The following is a 16,917-nucleotide window of genomic DNA, read 5'->3' on the forward strand; positions in this document are numbered from 1 at the left end:
AAAAAATTAACAACAGAGCGAACCCAATTAGGCTTCCTCTAATGAACACAGTAACGGATGTTGGTTTTGTCTTGCAAATTGATTTACTTGCGCAACCTTAGTTTCTGCAATTCCAAAGGGGTAAATTCCACAGATCCCTTTGCCTTTATGATGAATTGCCAGCATGATTTCCGTTGCTTGCTGCTCATCTTTCTTAAAAAACAGTTGTAAAATCTCAATGACAAAGTCCATCGGTGTGTAATCATCATTGTTTAAAACAACTTTATACATAGAAGGCTGTTTAAATTCGGCTTCAACACTCTCTTCTACATGTTCAATGTTTTCTGTTCTACTCATATCCCAATATTAGCCTCTAGTCTTGGCTTGTACCAATCGATTATGTAACTCAGTCTGTTTGTTGAACAAATTCAATCAAATTATACTCAGGTACGACTTGTTAAAAAATGTTATCTTTTTGTTAACTTTATCTTGACAACCACTTATCCAGCTTTCATTCTGTTCATTAAGCGAGGAGTTTCCCCGCTGATAAGTTTTACTATCTTACTGGGAAGTGAACAACAGAAGGAAGTGGAAGTATGGCAAGCGGAACTGTTAAATGGTTCAACAACGCCAAAGGATTCGGGTTTATATGCCCTGATGCTGGCGGTGAAGATGTTTTTGCACACTATTCTACCATTGAAATGGAAGGCTATCGAACTCTAAAAGCAGGCCAACCAGTCAGTTTTGAAGTAGAAGCAGGTCCAAAAGGTATGCACGCGTCAGCAATATCGCCAACGAACTAATACCTATCTAGGTAAGCATCTAGATAAGCAAGTATTCAGATACTTATTTAGCTTGGTATTAAGTTGGAGAGAAACAAAAAAGCAGAGTAGTTAGCTACTCTGCTTTTTTATTGCCTAAACTTTCTCAATAGCCGTTAGTCAATAACCGTCTCTCAATAAACAGTTCTCAAATAAAAAGGCCTGCATGAATGCAGGCCTTTGTGTTTAAGCATTGATCAAGCGCTTTAGCCAACAATGCTATTGAGCGTTGCGCTAGGTCGCATTGCTGTTTCAGCTTTAGCCGCGTCTAAACGGTAGTAACCGCCTAAATCAACTGCCGGACCTTGAACACTGTTGAGTTCGCTAACAATCTTTGCTTCATTGTTAGTTAACGACTCTGCCAAAGCACTAAATTCAGCTTGTAACTGAGGATCTGCAGTTTGTGCAGCAAGAGCCTGCGCCCAGTACATTGCTAAGTAGAAATGGCTACCTCGGTTATCAAGCTCACCCACACGGCGAGATGGCGACTTATTGCAATCTAAGAATTGACCGATTGCAATATCTAGCGTATCTGCCAGCACTTGTGCTTTGCAATTATCCGTAGTTTGGCTTAGGTGCTCTAGCGACGCGGCTAGTGCAAGGAACTCGCCTAATGAGTCCCAGCGCAGGTGACCTTCTTTCTCAACCTGCTGGACGTGCTTAGGTGCACTACCGCCCGCGCCAGTCTCAAATAATCCACCACCATTCATGAGTGGCACGATTGAAAGCATTTTCGCGCTTGTTCCTAGCTCAAGAATAGGGAAAAGGTCAGTCAGATAATCACGTAATACGTTACCCGTTACCGAGATCGTATCTTTACCCGCTTTCACGCGGTCCAGTGTGAAACGAGTCGCTTCAACCGGTGACATAATGTGAAGCTCAAGGTCATTTGTATCGCGATCTTGTAGGTAAAGCTCCACTTTCTTGATGATTTCAGCATCATGAGCGCGGGCAGCATCCAACCAAAATACCGCTGGCGTTGCAGATAAACGTGAACGATTAACGGCAAGTTTTACCCAATCACGGATGGGTGCGTCTTTCACCTGACACATTCTGAAAATATCGCCCGCTTCAACATCGTGTGACATTAACACCTTGCCGTTTTGGTCAACGATGTTAACCGTGCCTGCAGCTGCAATTTCAAATGTCTTATCGTGGCTACCGTACTCTTCCGCTTTTTGTGCCATAAGGCCAACGTTTGGCACGCTGCCCATAGTGCTTGGATTGAACGCACCATTATTAATACAAAAATCGATAGTTTCTTGATAAACACCGGCATAACAACGATCTGGGATCATTGCTTTCATGTCTTTTAGTTGGCCATCTGGCCCCCACATTTGACCAGACGTACGAATAGCCGCAGGCATTGACGCATCAATAATCACATCACTTGGTACATGTAGGTTGGTGATCCCTCTATCTGAATCGACCATGGCGAGCTCAGCACGATGGCTATAAACTTCTGCAAGATCAGCTTCGATTGCCGCTTTTTGATCGCTTGGTAATGTGGCTATTTTGGCGTAGACATCGCCCAAACCATTATTAACATCGACACCCAACTCTTCAAATAACTCACCGTGTTTGGCGAAAACGTCTTTGTAATAAACTTTAACCGCGTGGCCAAATAGAATGGGATCAGACACTTTCATCATCGTCGCTTTTAAGTGCAAGGACAATAAAACATCCTGCTCTTTAGCGAGATTGGTTTCGCGTTCATAAAAATCAACCAGTGCTTTTTTGCTCATCACAGCCGAGTCAATCACCTCACCCGCTTGCAAAGCAATTGCAGTGCGCAATACTTGCTCAGACCCATCAGCCTTATTCAAGACAATGGATACACTCCCCGCATCGGCAACGGTTACTGATTTTTCACTGCCGTAAAAATCACCTTCGCTCATATGTGCAACGTGTGACTTAGAGTCCGCTAACCACTTGCCCATTGAATGCGGATTTTTCTGAGCAAACTTCTTCACAGACCCTGGCGCACGGCGATCTGAGTTACCTTCACGCAGCACAGGGTTTACTGCGCTGCCCTTTATTTTGTCGTAGCGAGATTGGATCTCTTTTTCTACGTCATTAGTAGGTTCATCAGGATAGTTGGGGATGTCATATCCTTTATTCTGTAATTCAAGGATACAAGCCTTAAGCTGTGGAATCGATGCGCTAATGTTAGGCAGTTTGATAATGTTAGCTTCTGGTTTTTTTGCTAATTCGCCTAATTCAGCAAGTGCGTCACTAATACGCTGCTCTGCAGTTAGGTTTTCAGGGAAATTTGCAATCACACGACCAGAAAGAGAAATATCACGGGTTTCTACGTCAACGCCGGCAGTTTGGGTAAACTTTTGGATAAGTGGTAACAAAGATAATGTCGCTAGAGCTGGGGCTTCGTCCGTTTCGGTATAGATGATCGTTGATGTTTTATCGTTCATTTTGTGTCCTACATTGATTTAATTTTAAGATTTTTATAATAATTATTGTCTATTTCTACGATTGAAAAGCTGTGGCAGTCCTACCCTATCACTTTGTATTGTTAGCGATAATTTATGCGATCTTGTGTGTGATAAGCCAGAACCTTTATTCGCGACACCTCTCACAAATAAGATTAACTGGTTGCGGATCACACTTTTTAATTGTCGACATCATAAAACATTCCACGCAATATTCAAATTCCACTATTGGCGAATGAACAGTACAATAGATTAAATAGTCCTTCATAGATGAAAAGTATCGCCGCCGTGACACAAGCATTTTCAAAAAAGTCAGCCAAGACCACCAATAGCCGAAATAACAATCACATTTCGGGCTTTAGCGCTAAAACGGCGAATAAATCGACTTACCGTTCTCAACTCGATGGTAAAGTTGGCAGCAATCCCAATAGCAGATCTAATGCCAAGCCACGTGCGAAGCCACATGCAAACACCCAAGTAGCAAAAACCGTTGCCAACCCAGTGATCGTACTATTTAACAAACCATTTGATGTTCTTTGCCAATTTACCGATGAGCAAGGGCGTAAAACGTTAAAAGACTATATTCCAGTGCATGACGTTTATGCCGCTGGCAGACTCGATAGAGACAGTGAAGGGCTACTATTATTGACCAATGACGGTAAGCTGCAATCGCAAATCACCGAGCCTAAAAAGAAAACCTATAAGACCTATTGGGCTCAGGTTGAAGGAGCCCCCGGTGAGAGCGATCTTGAAAAGCTTCGTCAAGGTGTTGAATTGAAAGACGGTATGACATTACCCGCTAAAATTTGCATCATGGATAACCCTGCTATATGGCCGCGTACACCGCCAATTCGTGAAAGAGCGAATATTCCGACGACTTGGTTAGAGATCCAGATATGCGAAGGCCGTAATCGTCAAGTGAGACGCATGACTGCTCATATTGGTTTTCCAACGTTAAGATTAATCCGCTATAAAATAGGTCAATGGAGTCTAGATGGCCTACAAAACGGTGAATATCGTCACATTGATATGAAATAACTATCAATGTGAGTGACCAGCAATGTGAGTAACAGGCAATGACAGAGCGCTATAAACCTAACACCACAGTGGCTTGTGTTATCGAAGCTCAGGGGCAATTTCTGCTAGTCGAAGAGTTGATAGAGGGTGAACTCAAATACAATCAACCAGCCGGTCACTTAGAGCCCCATGAGTCAATCCTTGCAGCCTGTATCCGCGAAGTTAAAGAGGAAACCGGCTTACGAATAAAACCACAAGGTTTAGTTGGGATCTATCATTTTAGTGCCAGTGACTCGCTGGCATTTGTTCGCTATACCTTTCACCTGAAACTTGACCAAGTAAAGCTATCTACACCCGAAGATCCCGCCATTATAGGGCTTAAGTGGTATTCGTTTGCTGAGATAAAAGCCTTATCAAACCAGCTGAGAAGCCCTTTGGTGATCAAATCGATTAGCGATTACTTGGCAGGTAAAAATTACGACCTCAGCATTATTAATGATGACTATTTCTAAAGGCTAATACACTTTAAAGTCAAACTAAAATAGCATTCATACTCATTTATTCTGTTAAGTTATTCTTCTTTTTAATCATCATGGGTGAATATTCGACACTGATGACAATAAAGCTTCAAAGATAAATACTTGCTAGATAGCCCAGCTTCATAATGCGTGATAGAATATGCACCCGCAGAAAGCCGCGGTTTGAACACGGTCACTCGATTGTAAAACCCATTCATCGAGCCACCGATTCGCAGCAATATTCAGTAATCACAAAGGTTTTTTTAAGATTTATGACGTCAATCGAACCCTCTCATCTTGGTAAAAAAGTCATCGTCGGCATGTCCGGTGGTGTAGACTCATCAGTTTCAGCCTACCTGTTAATGAAACAGGGCTATCAGGTTGAAGGCCTGTTCATGAAGAACTGGGAAGAAGATGACACGGATGAATATTGCGCAGCAGCTGACGATCTTAAAGATGCACAAGCTGTTTGTGACAAACTAGGCATTAAACTGCACACCGTTAACTTTGCGTCTGAATACTGGGACAATGTATTCGAGTATTTCCTTGCCGAGTACAAAGCTGGCCGTACGCCGAATCCGGATATCATGTGTAATAAAGAGATTAAGTTTAAAGCTTTCCTCGAATTTGCAGATGAAATTTTAGATGCCGATTACATTGCAATGGGCCACTATGTGCGCCGCCGTGATATTGATGGCACCAGCCAGATGTTACGTGGTATTGACGGTAATAAAGACCAAAGCTACTTCCTATATACACTTGGCCATGAGCAGGTTGCTCGCTCACTATTCCCTGTAGGCGAATTAGAGAAAAGCGAAGTGCGTGAAATAGCCAAAGAAATGGGGCTAATTACTCACGATAAGAAAGACAGTACCGGGATCTGCTTTATCGGTGAACGTAAATTTACCGATTTCCTACAAACTTTCTTGCCAGCCCAACCCGGTAATATCGAAACCAGTGAAGGCGAAGTCATCGGAACCCACCAAGGTTTGATGTATCACACGCTAGGTCAGCGCAAAGGCTTAGGCATTGGCGGTCTTAAAAACAGTAACGAAGACCCATGGTACGTGGTTGAAAAAGATCTAGTGCGTAACGTGCTAATTGTTGGTCAAGGTGGTCATCACCCTCGCCTAATGTCAAATGGCTTAATTGCTAATCAATTACACTGGGTAGATAGAAAAGGCCCTGCTGACGGCTCAAAAATCACGGTTAAGACCCGTTATCGCCAACAAGATGTGCCTTGCATCGTAACCTATGATAGTGACGATGTGTTACGTGTCATTTTCGATGAGCCAGTTGCTGCTGTGACACCAGGACAATCTGCCGTTTTCTATGACGGCGAAATCTGCCTAGGTGGCGGGATTATTGACGCACTAATAAGAGATTAATCAATGAGTGATCAGCTGTTTGAACGCACTATGGCCTTTGCCGGGATATTACAGGCGGTGGCACAAGTTCAGTATATTGCAAGGCACGGTGACTCAGATAAAGACGCGCTAGCAGCTAGCCTGCAATCGGTTTTGGTGACGAACCCAGAAACCACTAGCGATGTTTATGCCGACAAAGTTGCACTGAGAAAAGGCTACGAGCTTATCGTTAGCCAACTTGGTGACGCCAAGCAAAAAGATGTCGAGGTGACTCGCTATTTAGTCGGTATTCTTGCTTTGGAGCGAAAACTCACTCGCTCTTCTAATACCATGGGCATGTTGTCTGAGCGCATCAATCAAATTCATCGTCAGCTTAGCCACTTTGAGATCACTGACGAGCAAGTAATTGCTAATTTTGCCGGCATTTATAGCGACATCATTAGCGAGCTTGGTCCCAAACTCCAGATCTCTGGTAATCCAGAGTTCCTAAAACGTACCCAAACACAACAAAAAATTCGCGCCCTATTACTGTCTGCCATGCGTAGCGCAGTGTTATGGCGTCAATTAGGAGGCAAGCGTAGGCACCTTGTCTTTGCAAGAAAAACAATAGTAGACACAGCTATGAAAAGCCTCACCCTATAATATTTAAGTCAAGTTCATCAAGGAGCTTCTAATGGAACTTTCCGCACTAACTGCTATCTCTCCGGTAGACGGTCGTTATGGTAGTAAAACCGCCTCATTAAGAGGGATTTTCAGCGAGTACGGCCTGACCAAATACCGTGTTCAAGTCGAAATTAACTGGCTAAAGCTGCTTTCTAGCTGTCCAGAAATTGAAGAAGTTCCACCTTTTAGTGAAGCAGCATTGGCTTTACTTGATCAAATTAAAGATAACTTTAGCGAAGCAGATGCTCAGCGCGTAAAAGATATTGAAGCAACAACAAACCATGACGTAAAAGCGGTAGAGTACTTCATTAAAGAACGTATTGCTGATAACGCAGAGCTTGTTGCTATCGACGAATTTGTACACTTTGCTTGTACTTCTGAAGACATTAACAACCTATCACACGCTTTAATGTTGACTGAAGCACGTGAGCAAGTGGTTGTGCCATATTGCCAGAAAATTATTGATGCAATTAAAGCATTAGCAAAAGAGCACAAAACGGTTCCATTGATGTCTCGTACACATGGTCAACCAGCGTCTCCTTCAACGCTTGGTAAAGAGATGGCTAACGTTGCTGTACGTCTAGAGCGTCAGCTAACTCAAGTGTCAAACGTTGAGATCATGGGTAAGCTAAACGGCGCGGTAGGTAACTACAACGCTCACATCTCTGCTTATCCAGAAGTTGATTGGCATGCACTGTCACAGCGTTTCGTGACAAGCCTTGGCATTAACTGGAACCCATACACGACTCAAATCGAGCCCCACGATTACATCGCAGAACTGTTTGATGCGTTAGCACGTTTCAACACAATTTTGATCGATTTCGATCGTGATATTTGGGGTTACATCGCACTCGGTCACTTTAAGCAAAAGACCATTGCCGGTGAGATTGGTTCTTCAACCATGCCACATAAAGTTAACCCAATCGACTTTGAAAACTCTGAAGGTAACTTAGGTATTGCTAACGCCTTGATGCAACACCTTGCGGCTAAGCTACCCGTATCTCGCTGGCAGCGTGACCTTACTGACTCAACAGTGCTACGTAACTTAGGTGTTGGTATAGCTCACTCTCTAATCGCTTATCAAGCGACATTGAAAGGGATTAGCAAGCTACAAGTTAACGAAGAGCAGCTTCGCAAAGAGCTTGATGGTAACTGGGAAGTGCTAGCTGAGCCTGTGCAAACGGTTATGCGTCGTTACGGTATCGAAAAGCCATACGAAAAGCTCAAAGAGTTGACTCGCGGTAAGCGCATCGACGGTGAGCAGCTTGCCGTATTTATCGATGGCCTTGAGCTTCCAGATACAGTGAAAGTTGAACTGAAGAAGATGACACCTGCTAACTATATTGGCCGTGCTGAAACTTTTGTTGACGAGTTAAACTAATAGCTCACTTAGTCCTTTAGATAGCCACTGACTATTAAAGGTTTTAATAAGGCGTTAAGCTTAGGCTTAACGCCTTTATTTTATCCACTTTTCATCTATTGCGAGCAGCGCCCAGATTATGTTTAGTCTTAACTTTGATACCAGCGAATTTTTAAGCCTATATTGGCAAAAAAAACCACTCCTGATCAAAAATGCTTTTCCAAACTTTGAAGATATCATTAGCCCAGATGAACTTGCTGGTCTTGCTTGTGATGAAGCCGTCGCTTCACGAGTCGTTGTTACCAAAGAGAATGATTGGCAGATCCTTGATGGCCCCTTTGAAGACTACGACCAATTTGGCGAAAAAAATTGGCAACTACTCGTACAGGCATTAAACCATTGGCATCCAGATTCAAGCGAGTTCATCAATGCATTTCGTTTTATTCCTGACTGGCGCTTTGATGACTTAATGGTGTCTTTTGCCACTCCTGGTGGCGGTGTTGGCGCTCATATCGATAACTATGATGTATTTATTATTCAAGGCGAAGGCCAGCGTCACTGGACTGTAGGTGATAAAGGCCAATACGCGGCTAAAAATAATGATCCAACCACCCCATTAATCGAAGGCTTCGAGCCCATTATCGATGTGGTATTGGAAAAAGGCGATCTACTCTATATCCCACCTGGCTACCCTCATCAAGGTCAAACATTGACGTTAGCAATGAGCTATTCAATCGGCTTTAGAGCCCCGAGCCAACAAGAGTTATTGAGTGAAGTCGCCGATGCTCTCATCGATAATAACCTTGGGCTTAAAAGATTCACATCGAGTAATGAACCACAAACCGCCAGTGAAATTAGCACAGCCCACCAGCAAGGTATGATGGCATTGGTAACCGAGCTCGCATCTGACCCAACTTGTTACCAGGTTATATTAGGTAAAATGCTTAGCCAAAATCGTTTCGAACTGGATATTTGTGAACCAGAAGAGGCCTACAGCGCGGAAGATATTCATGATTATATCGAACAAGGTGCCCTTCTCTATCGCATAGGCGGATTGAAACTGCTTAGGTTAGAGAATGATAATGTCTCTCGATTTTTTGCTAACGGTGAAATATTTGAATACCCGCAAGAGATTGAAGCTGACGTAACGCTATTATCTGAATCTTTTTACTTTAGTAATGAACAAGCCACAGCGCTAATACAGACTCCTGCAACGCAAATATTGTTATTAGAGCTACTGAACCGAGGCTATTTGTATTTCGGTGAGTAAACTTGATTCACTAAATGGCGTGATAAAATACAAGCATAAAAAAGGCATCAAAATGATGCCTTTTTTATTTAAGAGCGACGAACTAATTAAGTGCTCGGACCCCAGATGCTGTCATCCGCTTGCATCTTATATAAGCTTTCTGCGCGAGAAATTAACAGCTGGGCAAATTTTGCCTGAGCAGGATCTTTCGTGAGTCCCGAGCGTTGAATATTTTCAGCCTGCATCTGCCACATCATTGAAAAATGACGAACTGCATCACGTGCTGTAGCGGCAACACTAATATCGACATAATCAGACGGTAAATCACCAGACATCACCCAAAATGTTTTCTTATTCGGCTTTTTAGAATCGATTTTCCAAATAGCAACATAAGGCGCTAAGTAGCGGCTTTCTTCAGGGTGAACTTTATCAGGCATGATGCCCTTTTCAGCCAAAAACTTATTCGCCTTTTGAAACTGAGTTCTAATCCATTCTTGTCTTAGTTGTTCTTGGTCTACTGCTTGTTCAGCCATTTACACTTCCTTTCTTATTGTTATTTTTTATCTTTACCCTTTCTCTGAAAGGGTAAAACATGCACAGCTGTTAGGCTTTAATCAAGCTAATACTTTACGTTAACGTAAGGTGGAAAGCAAAATTGCCAGATAGATCACAAATAATCCTAATCTTTACTTTGTTGAGAGTATCCCTAAATGCTATCGTTCTGCAATAAATATAACAAGTAGGCTACCCTGTAATCACACAGCGGCGGTCATTCGATGCTCACAGCGGAGATCAACAAGTGGCAGTTTTTAATCACATCTCTTTCGACGACCATGAACAGGTCGTTTTTTGTCATGATAAAGAAAGCGGCTTAAAAGCCATTATCGCCATCCACAATACGAATCTTGGACCTGCCGTTGGTGGCTGCAGAATGTGGAACTATGAGTCTGATGACGAAGCCATCACTGACGTACTGCGCTTATCGCGCGGCATGACCTATAAGAATGCGATGGCAGGTTTAGCGATGGGTGGAGGTAAATCTGTCATTATCGCTGACCCAAAAGTACAGGATAGAGAAGCCCTATTCAGAGCTTTCGGCCGCTGTATACATACTCTAGGTGGTAAATACTTTTCAGCTGAGGATGTTGGTGTATCAACTGCCGACATTATGATCGCGCACCAAGAAACGCCATATATGGCTGGCCTAGAAGGCAAAAGTGGCGATCCATCTCCATTTACGGCTTTAGGAACCTTTTTAGGTATTAAAGCTGCAGTTAAGCACCAGCGTGGCTTAGACAGCCTAAAAGGCTTAAAGATCTCAGTACAAGGCGTTGGACATGTTGGCTATTACCTTTGTCGTCACCTGCACGCTGAAGGCGCTGAGCTGATTGTTACCGATATTCATAAAGAATCGTTAGACAAAGTCGCCACTGAATTTGGTGCAACGGTTGTGGCGCCACAAGATATCTATCATCAAGATGTGGATATTTACGCCCCTTGCGCGTTAGGTGCCACGATTAACGACATCACTATCCCTATGCTAAAAGCCACCATTGTTGCTGGTTGTGCTAACAACCAGCTAGCAGAAGTTCGCCACGGTGAAATGTTGAAAGATTTAGGCATTTTATACGCACCAGATTATGTAATTAATGCTGGTGGCATTATCAATGTCTCTTTCGAAAAGGATTACGACGCAGCTGCAGCTACTGCAAAGGTAGAAGAGATCTACAACACTTTACTGACCATTTTCGCGCAGTCTGATGAGCAAAACCGCACCACTGGGGATGTAGCAGACGAAATGGCAAGAGCCATAATTAACGCTGCCAAGTAAGCCTGTTAATAGTTTCATACTTAGCATAATAATACCCAGTCAAATTGGCTGGGTATTTTTATGCCTCCCGTTTACTCGTCTATCGTTCATATATATTTTTGTGATTGATATTACTCGTCGCAACAAATACATAGCGCACTGTAAACTGATAACGCCTATTTCGAACTGGCAAAGATAGCGAACCTCTGCTTGAATTAAGACCCCTGCAATAACAAAGGTTCGAGGCGATGGTGACATTTAAATATGCACTTAACCAAGATAATATCGAGTTACAAGCCAGTAACTGGTCTGGTTTAGAGCAGATGTACATCAATGGTAAGCGCGTCTCAAGTAAACTCAATTTCGGCCAACAGAGTGAACATAGCCTAGTACTGAATGACGGAAAACCGGCTAAACTGCACTTGTTTCTTGATCCAAAGACAGAGCAACTGGTCTGCCAGATTTATAAGCAAAACCACTTAGTCACCATCCTAAGACAAGGGAAAACAGAGCTCTATCGAAGCCGCCAACTCACTCAGCAGGGAATATTAGCTATCGGTATGGTCATCGTATTTCTTCTCACTTTAAGTTAAGCGTTCTTAATTAAAGGCTCTTAGCTAAACCTTTCATTAAAATGTCTCAGTCTAATCATCCGAATCCTGCCTCACGAGCTCTGCAATACTGACGCTACAGTACTAATGCAATAGTACTAACGCAACAGTACTCGCGACATAGCTAACCCCTTAAAAACTATAATGTCACCACATTTAGCATAACGAAATGCTGTCACCTGTAATACAAACCAACTGAGTGTTTTGATAGTTACCACTTCCTGCTGTCACTGTTGTTATCGACAATTTTTGTTTATCTGTGCCATTTTCAATCAAAACAGCTTTTAATATGGTGCCATCACGCACAAAGCTTACAGCACCTACAAATTCACCCACGTAAAGATCTCGATAGAGTTTAACGCTCGCACTACCTATTGAGCGAGGCTCTAAGCGCCCCTCTGTTACAACAAGCGTTGAGCCACTAGCCAAATTAATTGCTTTAATAAAAGTGCCCGCACATTCGGTTGTTGATGCTTGAGGCTGTGTACTTGATTGAGGTGTTGGCTTATTGACGTTTGCTGAGCAGCCACTTAATAATGATGCAGCGCATAGCGTGATAATTAGCGATTTCATATAAACTCCTTAGACGATTGACTTCATTATAGTCATAGCGATTAGCGAGCAACACGATTTAAGCCAATAGGAGCTAAATGAAAAAAGATGATTTAAGGCGGGAGGGGTAAAATTCAATAAACCGAACTAAACCAGCAAGAACCAAACAAGCAACCGCTAAACAGGCAACAACTAAACAAACAGAGACAGAATAAAAGTTAACCAAATTGAGTTACTGTCTCTCCAAAGCCTACAGCCATAGCAACCTAGTAGCGATTGATTTTATTCAACAGTTTTAAGAAAGTTTGTCGCTCTTCTTGCGCTAAGTTATCTAAGAACGCCTCATTGACTCTTTCAGCTTCTCTGATTAAATCTTGCTCTAGCGCTTTACCGCTATCGGTGAGGTATATTTGAAAGGCGCGGCGATTTTCAGCATCTTGATGCCGAGTGATTAAACCTTGCTGTTGTAATTGATCGAGTAGCCGAGTCATAGTGTAATTGGCAACATCACAACGCTTAGAGAGCGTGGTTTGAGTCACGCCCTCCTCCTGCCATAATGAAAACAACACTGGCCATAGTTTAATATCTAACTGGTATCGTCTAAGGCGTTGATCTAATAAATTTTGTAGCTCAACATTCAAATGAGACACCAAATATCCCAGACTCTCAAATCGATTCAATCAGTACCTCCACGACTCTATAGGCTTCATTTAATCTTATCACTTACACTAAAAGAAACTAGCCTTCATGAGCACTTATTGCTCACATTCATTCAAACAGCTTATAAATCATTATGTTGAATGAAGATAAATCAGCGGGGTCAATATCACCGTCATTAGGCAATAAATGCATCGATAAAGCGATAATAACAAGCTCGATTTAGCCTTGCTTCAATACCTCGTTCAAGTGTTAAGGTAATGCTATCCTCACCAACAACAAACTGCTCAAAACTTTCGATATTATGTTCGCTATTAATACTCGTTTTAAGCCAGAATCCCGCTTCACTTTTAGGCTGATAGTCAACAATGATTAACGCTTGTTCAGCAACGGTTACTCGCAATGTTTCAACAGGCGTAATAAGAAAGTACTCACCATCGATGCGATTTAAAATAGTGGCAAACAGCTTACAAAACTTAACAGGTAGTATTTCACCTCGATAAAACCATTCACCATTTTCAATGATGTCGAATATCGCTTCTTCTGCACATAATACCCCTTGCGTTAACGACGAGATTGCATCTGTAGTGTCTGTTGAATGAATATCTTTTGCAGTCATCTGTACCTCTTTTTTTTTACTGTGTATCCATCACCCTTTATAAACCTAAAACAGGTTCACATTTGACTTTCCTGTAACAGGCCCTAAAAGTAAAAAACTAGCCAGTGGCTAGTTTTTTACTGCGGGCTAATTAAAGCAAATGCAGTAAAGCCTCAAGCGGGTGTTTTGGCCTAAAGCCGCTAAAACGTTTGACTTGGCTGCGGCATGAATAGCCAGAGATCAACACTTGAGATTGTGGCAGCTGTGATAAAGCCTGTTCCCACGACATACTGTAAAGCGCTTTTGAACGGTCTAGGTTTTCTGCTTCATGGCCATAGGTGCCAGCCATGCCACAGCAGCCAAGATTAACCGTATTCAGCGTTGCGCCGAAGTGCTCAAAAATCCCCTGCCATTCGTTAGCTGTATTCGGTTTAGCCGTTGATTCAGTACAATGACTAAACCAAGTAAACTCGCGTTCGCTAATATCATCTTGGCTCCACTCACGAGTGGGCTGACCTTCAAGTATTTCTAGTAACCATTCATTGGCCAATTTAACGTGGAACTTACCTCTAGCGCCACCAAGTACCTCTGCATACTCGTCGCGATAACAAAGCACTAAAGCTGGATCGATGCCTACCATCGGCATATCCAGTTTTGCCACTTCATTTAAAAAGTCAGCTGTTGATTTGGCTGTACGAGCAAACTTATCCAAAAAGCCTTTAATATGAATTGGTTTACCATTAGGTTTGAATGGCAGCAGTATAGGTTTTAAACCTAATTTTTCTATCAGCTGTACAAAGTGATACACAGTACCAGCTTCATAAAAACTATTGAAAGGGTCTTGTACCACCAGCACATATTGGCTGCGCTCGCTGTCAGGGATCTGTTGTAGCGCTGCTAAGTCATAACCCCGACAGGCGTGCCCTTCTAGGCGCTGCTTTAGCGTTGGTACCGACAATGCTGGTGCATCGACATAACCCAGTGACTTCTTAATGACCCATTTACTTAGGCTATTTTGAGAAACTGCATTAACTAATCTGGGGGCTGTCGCCATCATAGGCAGTGAATCTTCTATCCCTGCCACAAGGTAGTCTTTTACTGGTCGCAAATAACGCTGGTAATATATCTCAAAAAACTGTGCTCTAAATTTTGGCACGTCAACTTTTACAGGGCACTGGCTGGAGCACGCCTTACAAGCCAGACAGCCCTTAAGTGACTCCATCACTTCATGAGAGTAGTCGTATTCTTTATCAATTTTTAAGGTATTTTGAGCACGTTGCAACCAGCCTAACGGCTTAGCGCGGGCCAGCTCATTAACATCCACGCCTTCCGCTTGTAACAGGCGTAACCATTCGCGCATTAAACCTGCGCGGCCTTTTGGCGATTGCACTCTGTCACCTGTGACCTTAAATGATGGACACATAGGTGAATAAACACTGTAATTAAAACACAGGCCATTGCCATTACAGTTCATCACATCCGGAAATGCTTCGCGGGTTTTAATCGGTATTTGTCTATCAAAGGCACCACGCTTCACGCTATCGACGTTATACAACATTGGGCCGCCATTTTTAGGCGCCACCAGCTTACCCGGATTAAGTTTATTTTCAGGGTCAAATAAGCCTTTGACCTCTTCTAACAAGCCGTAGAGGTGTTCACCAAATACCGCGGGGCCATATTCACCGCGCACACCTTTACCGTGCTCCCCCCACATCAAGCCACCATACTTAAGCGTTAACTCTGCAACTTGATCTGAAATGATTTTAAGCAACCTCTCATCTTGCACATCGCACATATCAAGCGCTGGGCGCACATGCAACACACCGGCATCCACATGACCGAACATTCCGTATTGCAACTGATGACTATCGAGCAATGCTCTAAATTCAAGAATAAAATCAGCAAGTTTTTCAGGCGGCACTGCGGTGTCTTCAGCAAAAGCAATAGGTTTACGCGTACCTTTTGCCGCGCCTAATAGTCCCACAGCTTTTTTACGCATCGCGTAGATAGTGTTGATACTGGCTTTATCATTTGTGACTTGATAGCCCAATAGCCCGGCTTCATCATTCTCTATTTGTGAGCTCAATATGGCTTCTAGCTTGGCCAGTCTTGCTTCAACATCGTCTTGTTCGCCTGCGAACTCAACCATATTCAGGCCATCAATCTCTTTACCGGGTACATCTTCAATAAGTGACGATACTGAATGCCAAATAATATCTTCTTTGGCAAGGTTGAGCACTTTTGAATCGACGGTTTCAACGACGGTGGCATTCGCTTTAACTAAATCTGGAGCATGACGCAGTGCTGACTCAAACGAGTCATATTTGATATTGACCATCATGCGGCATGTTGGCAAAGGCGTAATATTTAGCTTAGCTTCAGTAATAACCGCTAAGGTGCCCTCTGAGCCAGTTAAAATGCGGGATAGATCAAAATGCTCTAATTTGTCATCCCACACATTTTTAAGATCATATCCGGTCAAAAAACGGTTTAATTTAGGAAAGCGCTGCTCAATATGCTCACGTTCTCCTTTACACATATCGGCAATGGTCGTGATTAGCTGCTGCCCCAAAACGTTGTCAGTTACGGAGCCAACGTCAGCCAATTGTGCCGAACTTAGCGGGTGGGTATTAAGCTCGCTACCGTCAAACAAGATACTGGTCAATCCAAGGACATGATCGGAGGTTTTACCGTAAACCAGCGAGCCAGCACCCGATGCATCGGTATTGATCATCCCACCTAAAGTGGCACGGTTTGATGTTGATAAATCCGGGCTAAAGAAAAACCCATGAGGGCGCAGCGCATCATTAAGTGCATCTTTTACCACGCCCGCTTGCACTTTGACCCAACCTTCAGCGGCATTAACCTCGAGCACTTGGTTCATGTAACGCGACATATCTACGATGATGCCGTGAGTCAGCGATTGGCCATTAGTGCCCGTTCCCCCGCCTCTTGCACTAAAGACCACTTTGGCAAACTCATCTTGGTTCGCCAATTTTAGTGCTATCTGAACATCTTGGGCTGTCTTAGGGTAAATAACTGCCTGAGGCAGAAATTGGTAAACCGAGTTGTCGGTCGCTTGCGCTAGACGCGCACTATAACGGGTATCAATATCGCCTGAAAAAGCCCCCTCTTCTAATACCGTTAAAAAAGAAAGATAAATGGGTTCAAGCGTTTGTTGATGCGATAACTTGGGTAACATGGCGGCTTCTGTCAATTATTATTCTTAAGATTATGGGCTCATTATAAACAAAAAAAAGCCGCTAAA

The 16,917-nt window shown here is 43.1% G+C and carries 16 protein-coding genes; 9 read left to right on the forward strand and 7 right to left on the reverse strand.

Annotated features, from left to right (window positions below; all coding sequences use genetic code 11):
- Nucleotides 1-27: 27 nt before the first annotated feature.
- Entirely contained in the window at nt 28-336 is a 309-nt protein-coding gene (gene clpS, locus ACVBIK_RS09460; protein ID WP_447159987.1) for an ATP-dependent Clp protease adapter ClpS, read from the reverse strand.
- A gap of 239 nt (nt 337-575) precedes the next feature.
- Here clpS and cspD point away from each other — a divergent pair, with 239 nt between their 5' ends.
- Nucleotides 576-782 (forward strand): cold shock domain-containing protein CspD, encoded by a 207-nt coding sequence (gene cspD / locus ACVBIK_RS09465; RefSeq protein ID WP_012155761.1) that lies wholly within the window; start codon nt 576-578, stop codon nt 780-782.
- 224 nt (nt 783-1,006) lie between these two features.
- Here the strand turns inward: cspD and ACVBIK_RS09470 are convergent, their stop codons facing one another.
- Nucleotides 1,007-3,229 carry an NADP-dependent isocitrate dehydrogenase gene (locus ACVBIK_RS09470; RefSeq protein WP_447169541.1) on the reverse strand — a complete coding sequence of 741 codons (2,223 nt, stop codon included), beginning with the start codon at nt 3,227-3,229 and terminating at the stop codon, nt 1,007-1,009.
- A gap of 288 nt (nt 3,230-3,517) precedes the next feature.
- Between ACVBIK_RS09470 and ACVBIK_RS09475 the strand changes: the two genes are divergently transcribed.
- The 6 genes from ACVBIK_RS09475 to ACVBIK_RS09500 all read left to right on the forward strand — a co-directional run bounded on the left by ACVBIK_RS09475 (nt 3,518) and on the right by ACVBIK_RS09500 (nt 9,442).
- Entirely contained in the window at nt 3,518-4,285 is a 768-nt protein-coding gene (locus ACVBIK_RS09475; protein ID WP_447169542.1) for an rRNA large subunit pseudouridine synthase E, read from the forward strand.
- A gap of 38 nt (nt 4,286-4,323) precedes the next feature.
- A complete protein-coding gene (locus ACVBIK_RS09480) occupies nt 4,324-4,776 on the forward strand; it encodes an NUDIX hydrolase (RefSeq protein ID WP_447169543.1) in 453 nt (150 codons plus the stop codon).
- Between the two features lie 278 nt (nt 4,777-5,054).
- Nucleotides 5,055-6,170, forward strand: coding sequence for a tRNA 2-thiouridine(34) synthase MnmA (gene mnmA / locus ACVBIK_RS09485; protein ID WP_447169544.1), 1,116 nt, complete (start codon nt 5,055-5,057; stop codon nt 6,168-6,170).
- Between the two features lie 3 nt (nt 6,171-6,173).
- On the forward strand, nt 6,174-6,791 hold the full coding sequence (gene hflD / locus ACVBIK_RS09490) for a high frequency lysogenization protein HflD (RefSeq protein ID WP_447159992.1): 618 nt from the start codon (nt 6,174-6,176) through the stop codon (nt 6,789-6,791).
- A gap of 31 nt (nt 6,792-6,822) precedes the next feature.
- Nucleotides 6,823-8,193, forward strand: coding sequence for an adenylosuccinate lyase (gene purB / locus ACVBIK_RS09495; protein WP_447159993.1), 1,371 nt, complete (start codon nt 6,823-6,825; stop codon nt 8,191-8,193).
- A 118-nt stretch (nt 8,194-8,311) separates the two neighbouring features.
- Nucleotides 8,312-9,442, forward strand: coding sequence for a ribosomal protein uL16 3-hydroxylase (locus ACVBIK_RS09500; RefSeq protein ID WP_447169545.1), 1,131 nt, complete (start codon nt 8,312-8,314; stop codon nt 9,440-9,442).
- Between the two features lie 86 nt (nt 9,443-9,528).
- Here ACVBIK_RS09500 and ACVBIK_RS09505 read toward each other — a convergent pair whose 3' ends face one another.
- A complete protein-coding gene (locus ACVBIK_RS09505) occupies nt 9,529-9,954 on the reverse strand; it encodes a DUF4826 family protein (RefSeq protein WP_447159995.1) in 426 nt (141 codons plus the stop codon).
- 266 nt (nt 9,955-10,220) lie between these two features.
- Here ACVBIK_RS09505 and ACVBIK_RS09510 point away from each other — a divergent pair, with 266 nt between their 5' ends.
- Both ACVBIK_RS09510 and ACVBIK_RS09515 read left to right on the forward strand, forming a co-directional pair.
- The gene (locus tag ACVBIK_RS09510; protein ID WP_447159996.1) at nt 10,221-11,252 is read left to right on the forward strand and encodes a Glu/Leu/Phe/Val dehydrogenase dimerization domain-containing protein; all 1,032 of its coding nucleotides are present in this window, start codon (nt 10,221-10,223) and stop codon (nt 11,250-11,252) included.
- A gap of 227 nt (nt 11,253-11,479) precedes the next feature.
- The gene (locus ACVBIK_RS09515) at nt 11,480-11,824 is read left to right on the forward strand and encodes a hypothetical protein (protein WP_447159997.1); all 345 of its coding nucleotides are present in this window, start codon (nt 11,480-11,482) and stop codon (nt 11,822-11,824) included.
- Nucleotides 11,825-11,998: 174 nt separating this feature from the next.
- On the opposite strand, the gene ACVBIK_RS09520 is transcribed toward ACVBIK_RS09515, so the two are convergent.
- From ACVBIK_RS09520 to ydiJ, 4 genes are all read right to left on the reverse strand, one after another.
- On the reverse strand, nt 11,999-12,415 hold the full coding sequence (locus ACVBIK_RS09520; RefSeq protein ID WP_447164215.1) for a PliI family lysozyme inhibitor of I-type lysozyme: 417 nt from the start codon (nt 12,413-12,415) through the stop codon (nt 11,999-12,001).
- Between the two features lie 245 nt (nt 12,416-12,660).
- Entirely contained in the window at nt 12,661-13,074 is a 414-nt protein-coding gene (locus tag ACVBIK_RS09525) for a MarR family winged helix-turn-helix transcriptional regulator (RefSeq protein WP_447159999.1), read from the reverse strand.
- A gap of 155 nt (nt 13,075-13,229) precedes the next feature.
- The gene (locus ACVBIK_RS09530) at nt 13,230-13,670 is read right to left on the reverse strand and encodes a DUF1285 domain-containing protein (protein ID WP_447169546.1); all 441 of its coding nucleotides are present in this window, start codon (nt 13,668-13,670) and stop codon (nt 13,230-13,232) included.
- A gap of 130 nt (nt 13,671-13,800) precedes the next feature.
- Nucleotides 13,801-16,851 (reverse strand): D-2-hydroxyglutarate dehydrogenase YdiJ, encoded by a 3,051-nt coding sequence (ydiJ, locus tag ACVBIK_RS09535; protein ID WP_447169552.1) that lies wholly within the window; start codon nt 16,849-16,851, stop codon nt 13,801-13,803.
- Nucleotides 16,852-16,917: the final 66 nt, after the last annotated feature.

It is taken from the genome of Shewanella sp. 125m-1, from assembly GCF_052977065.1.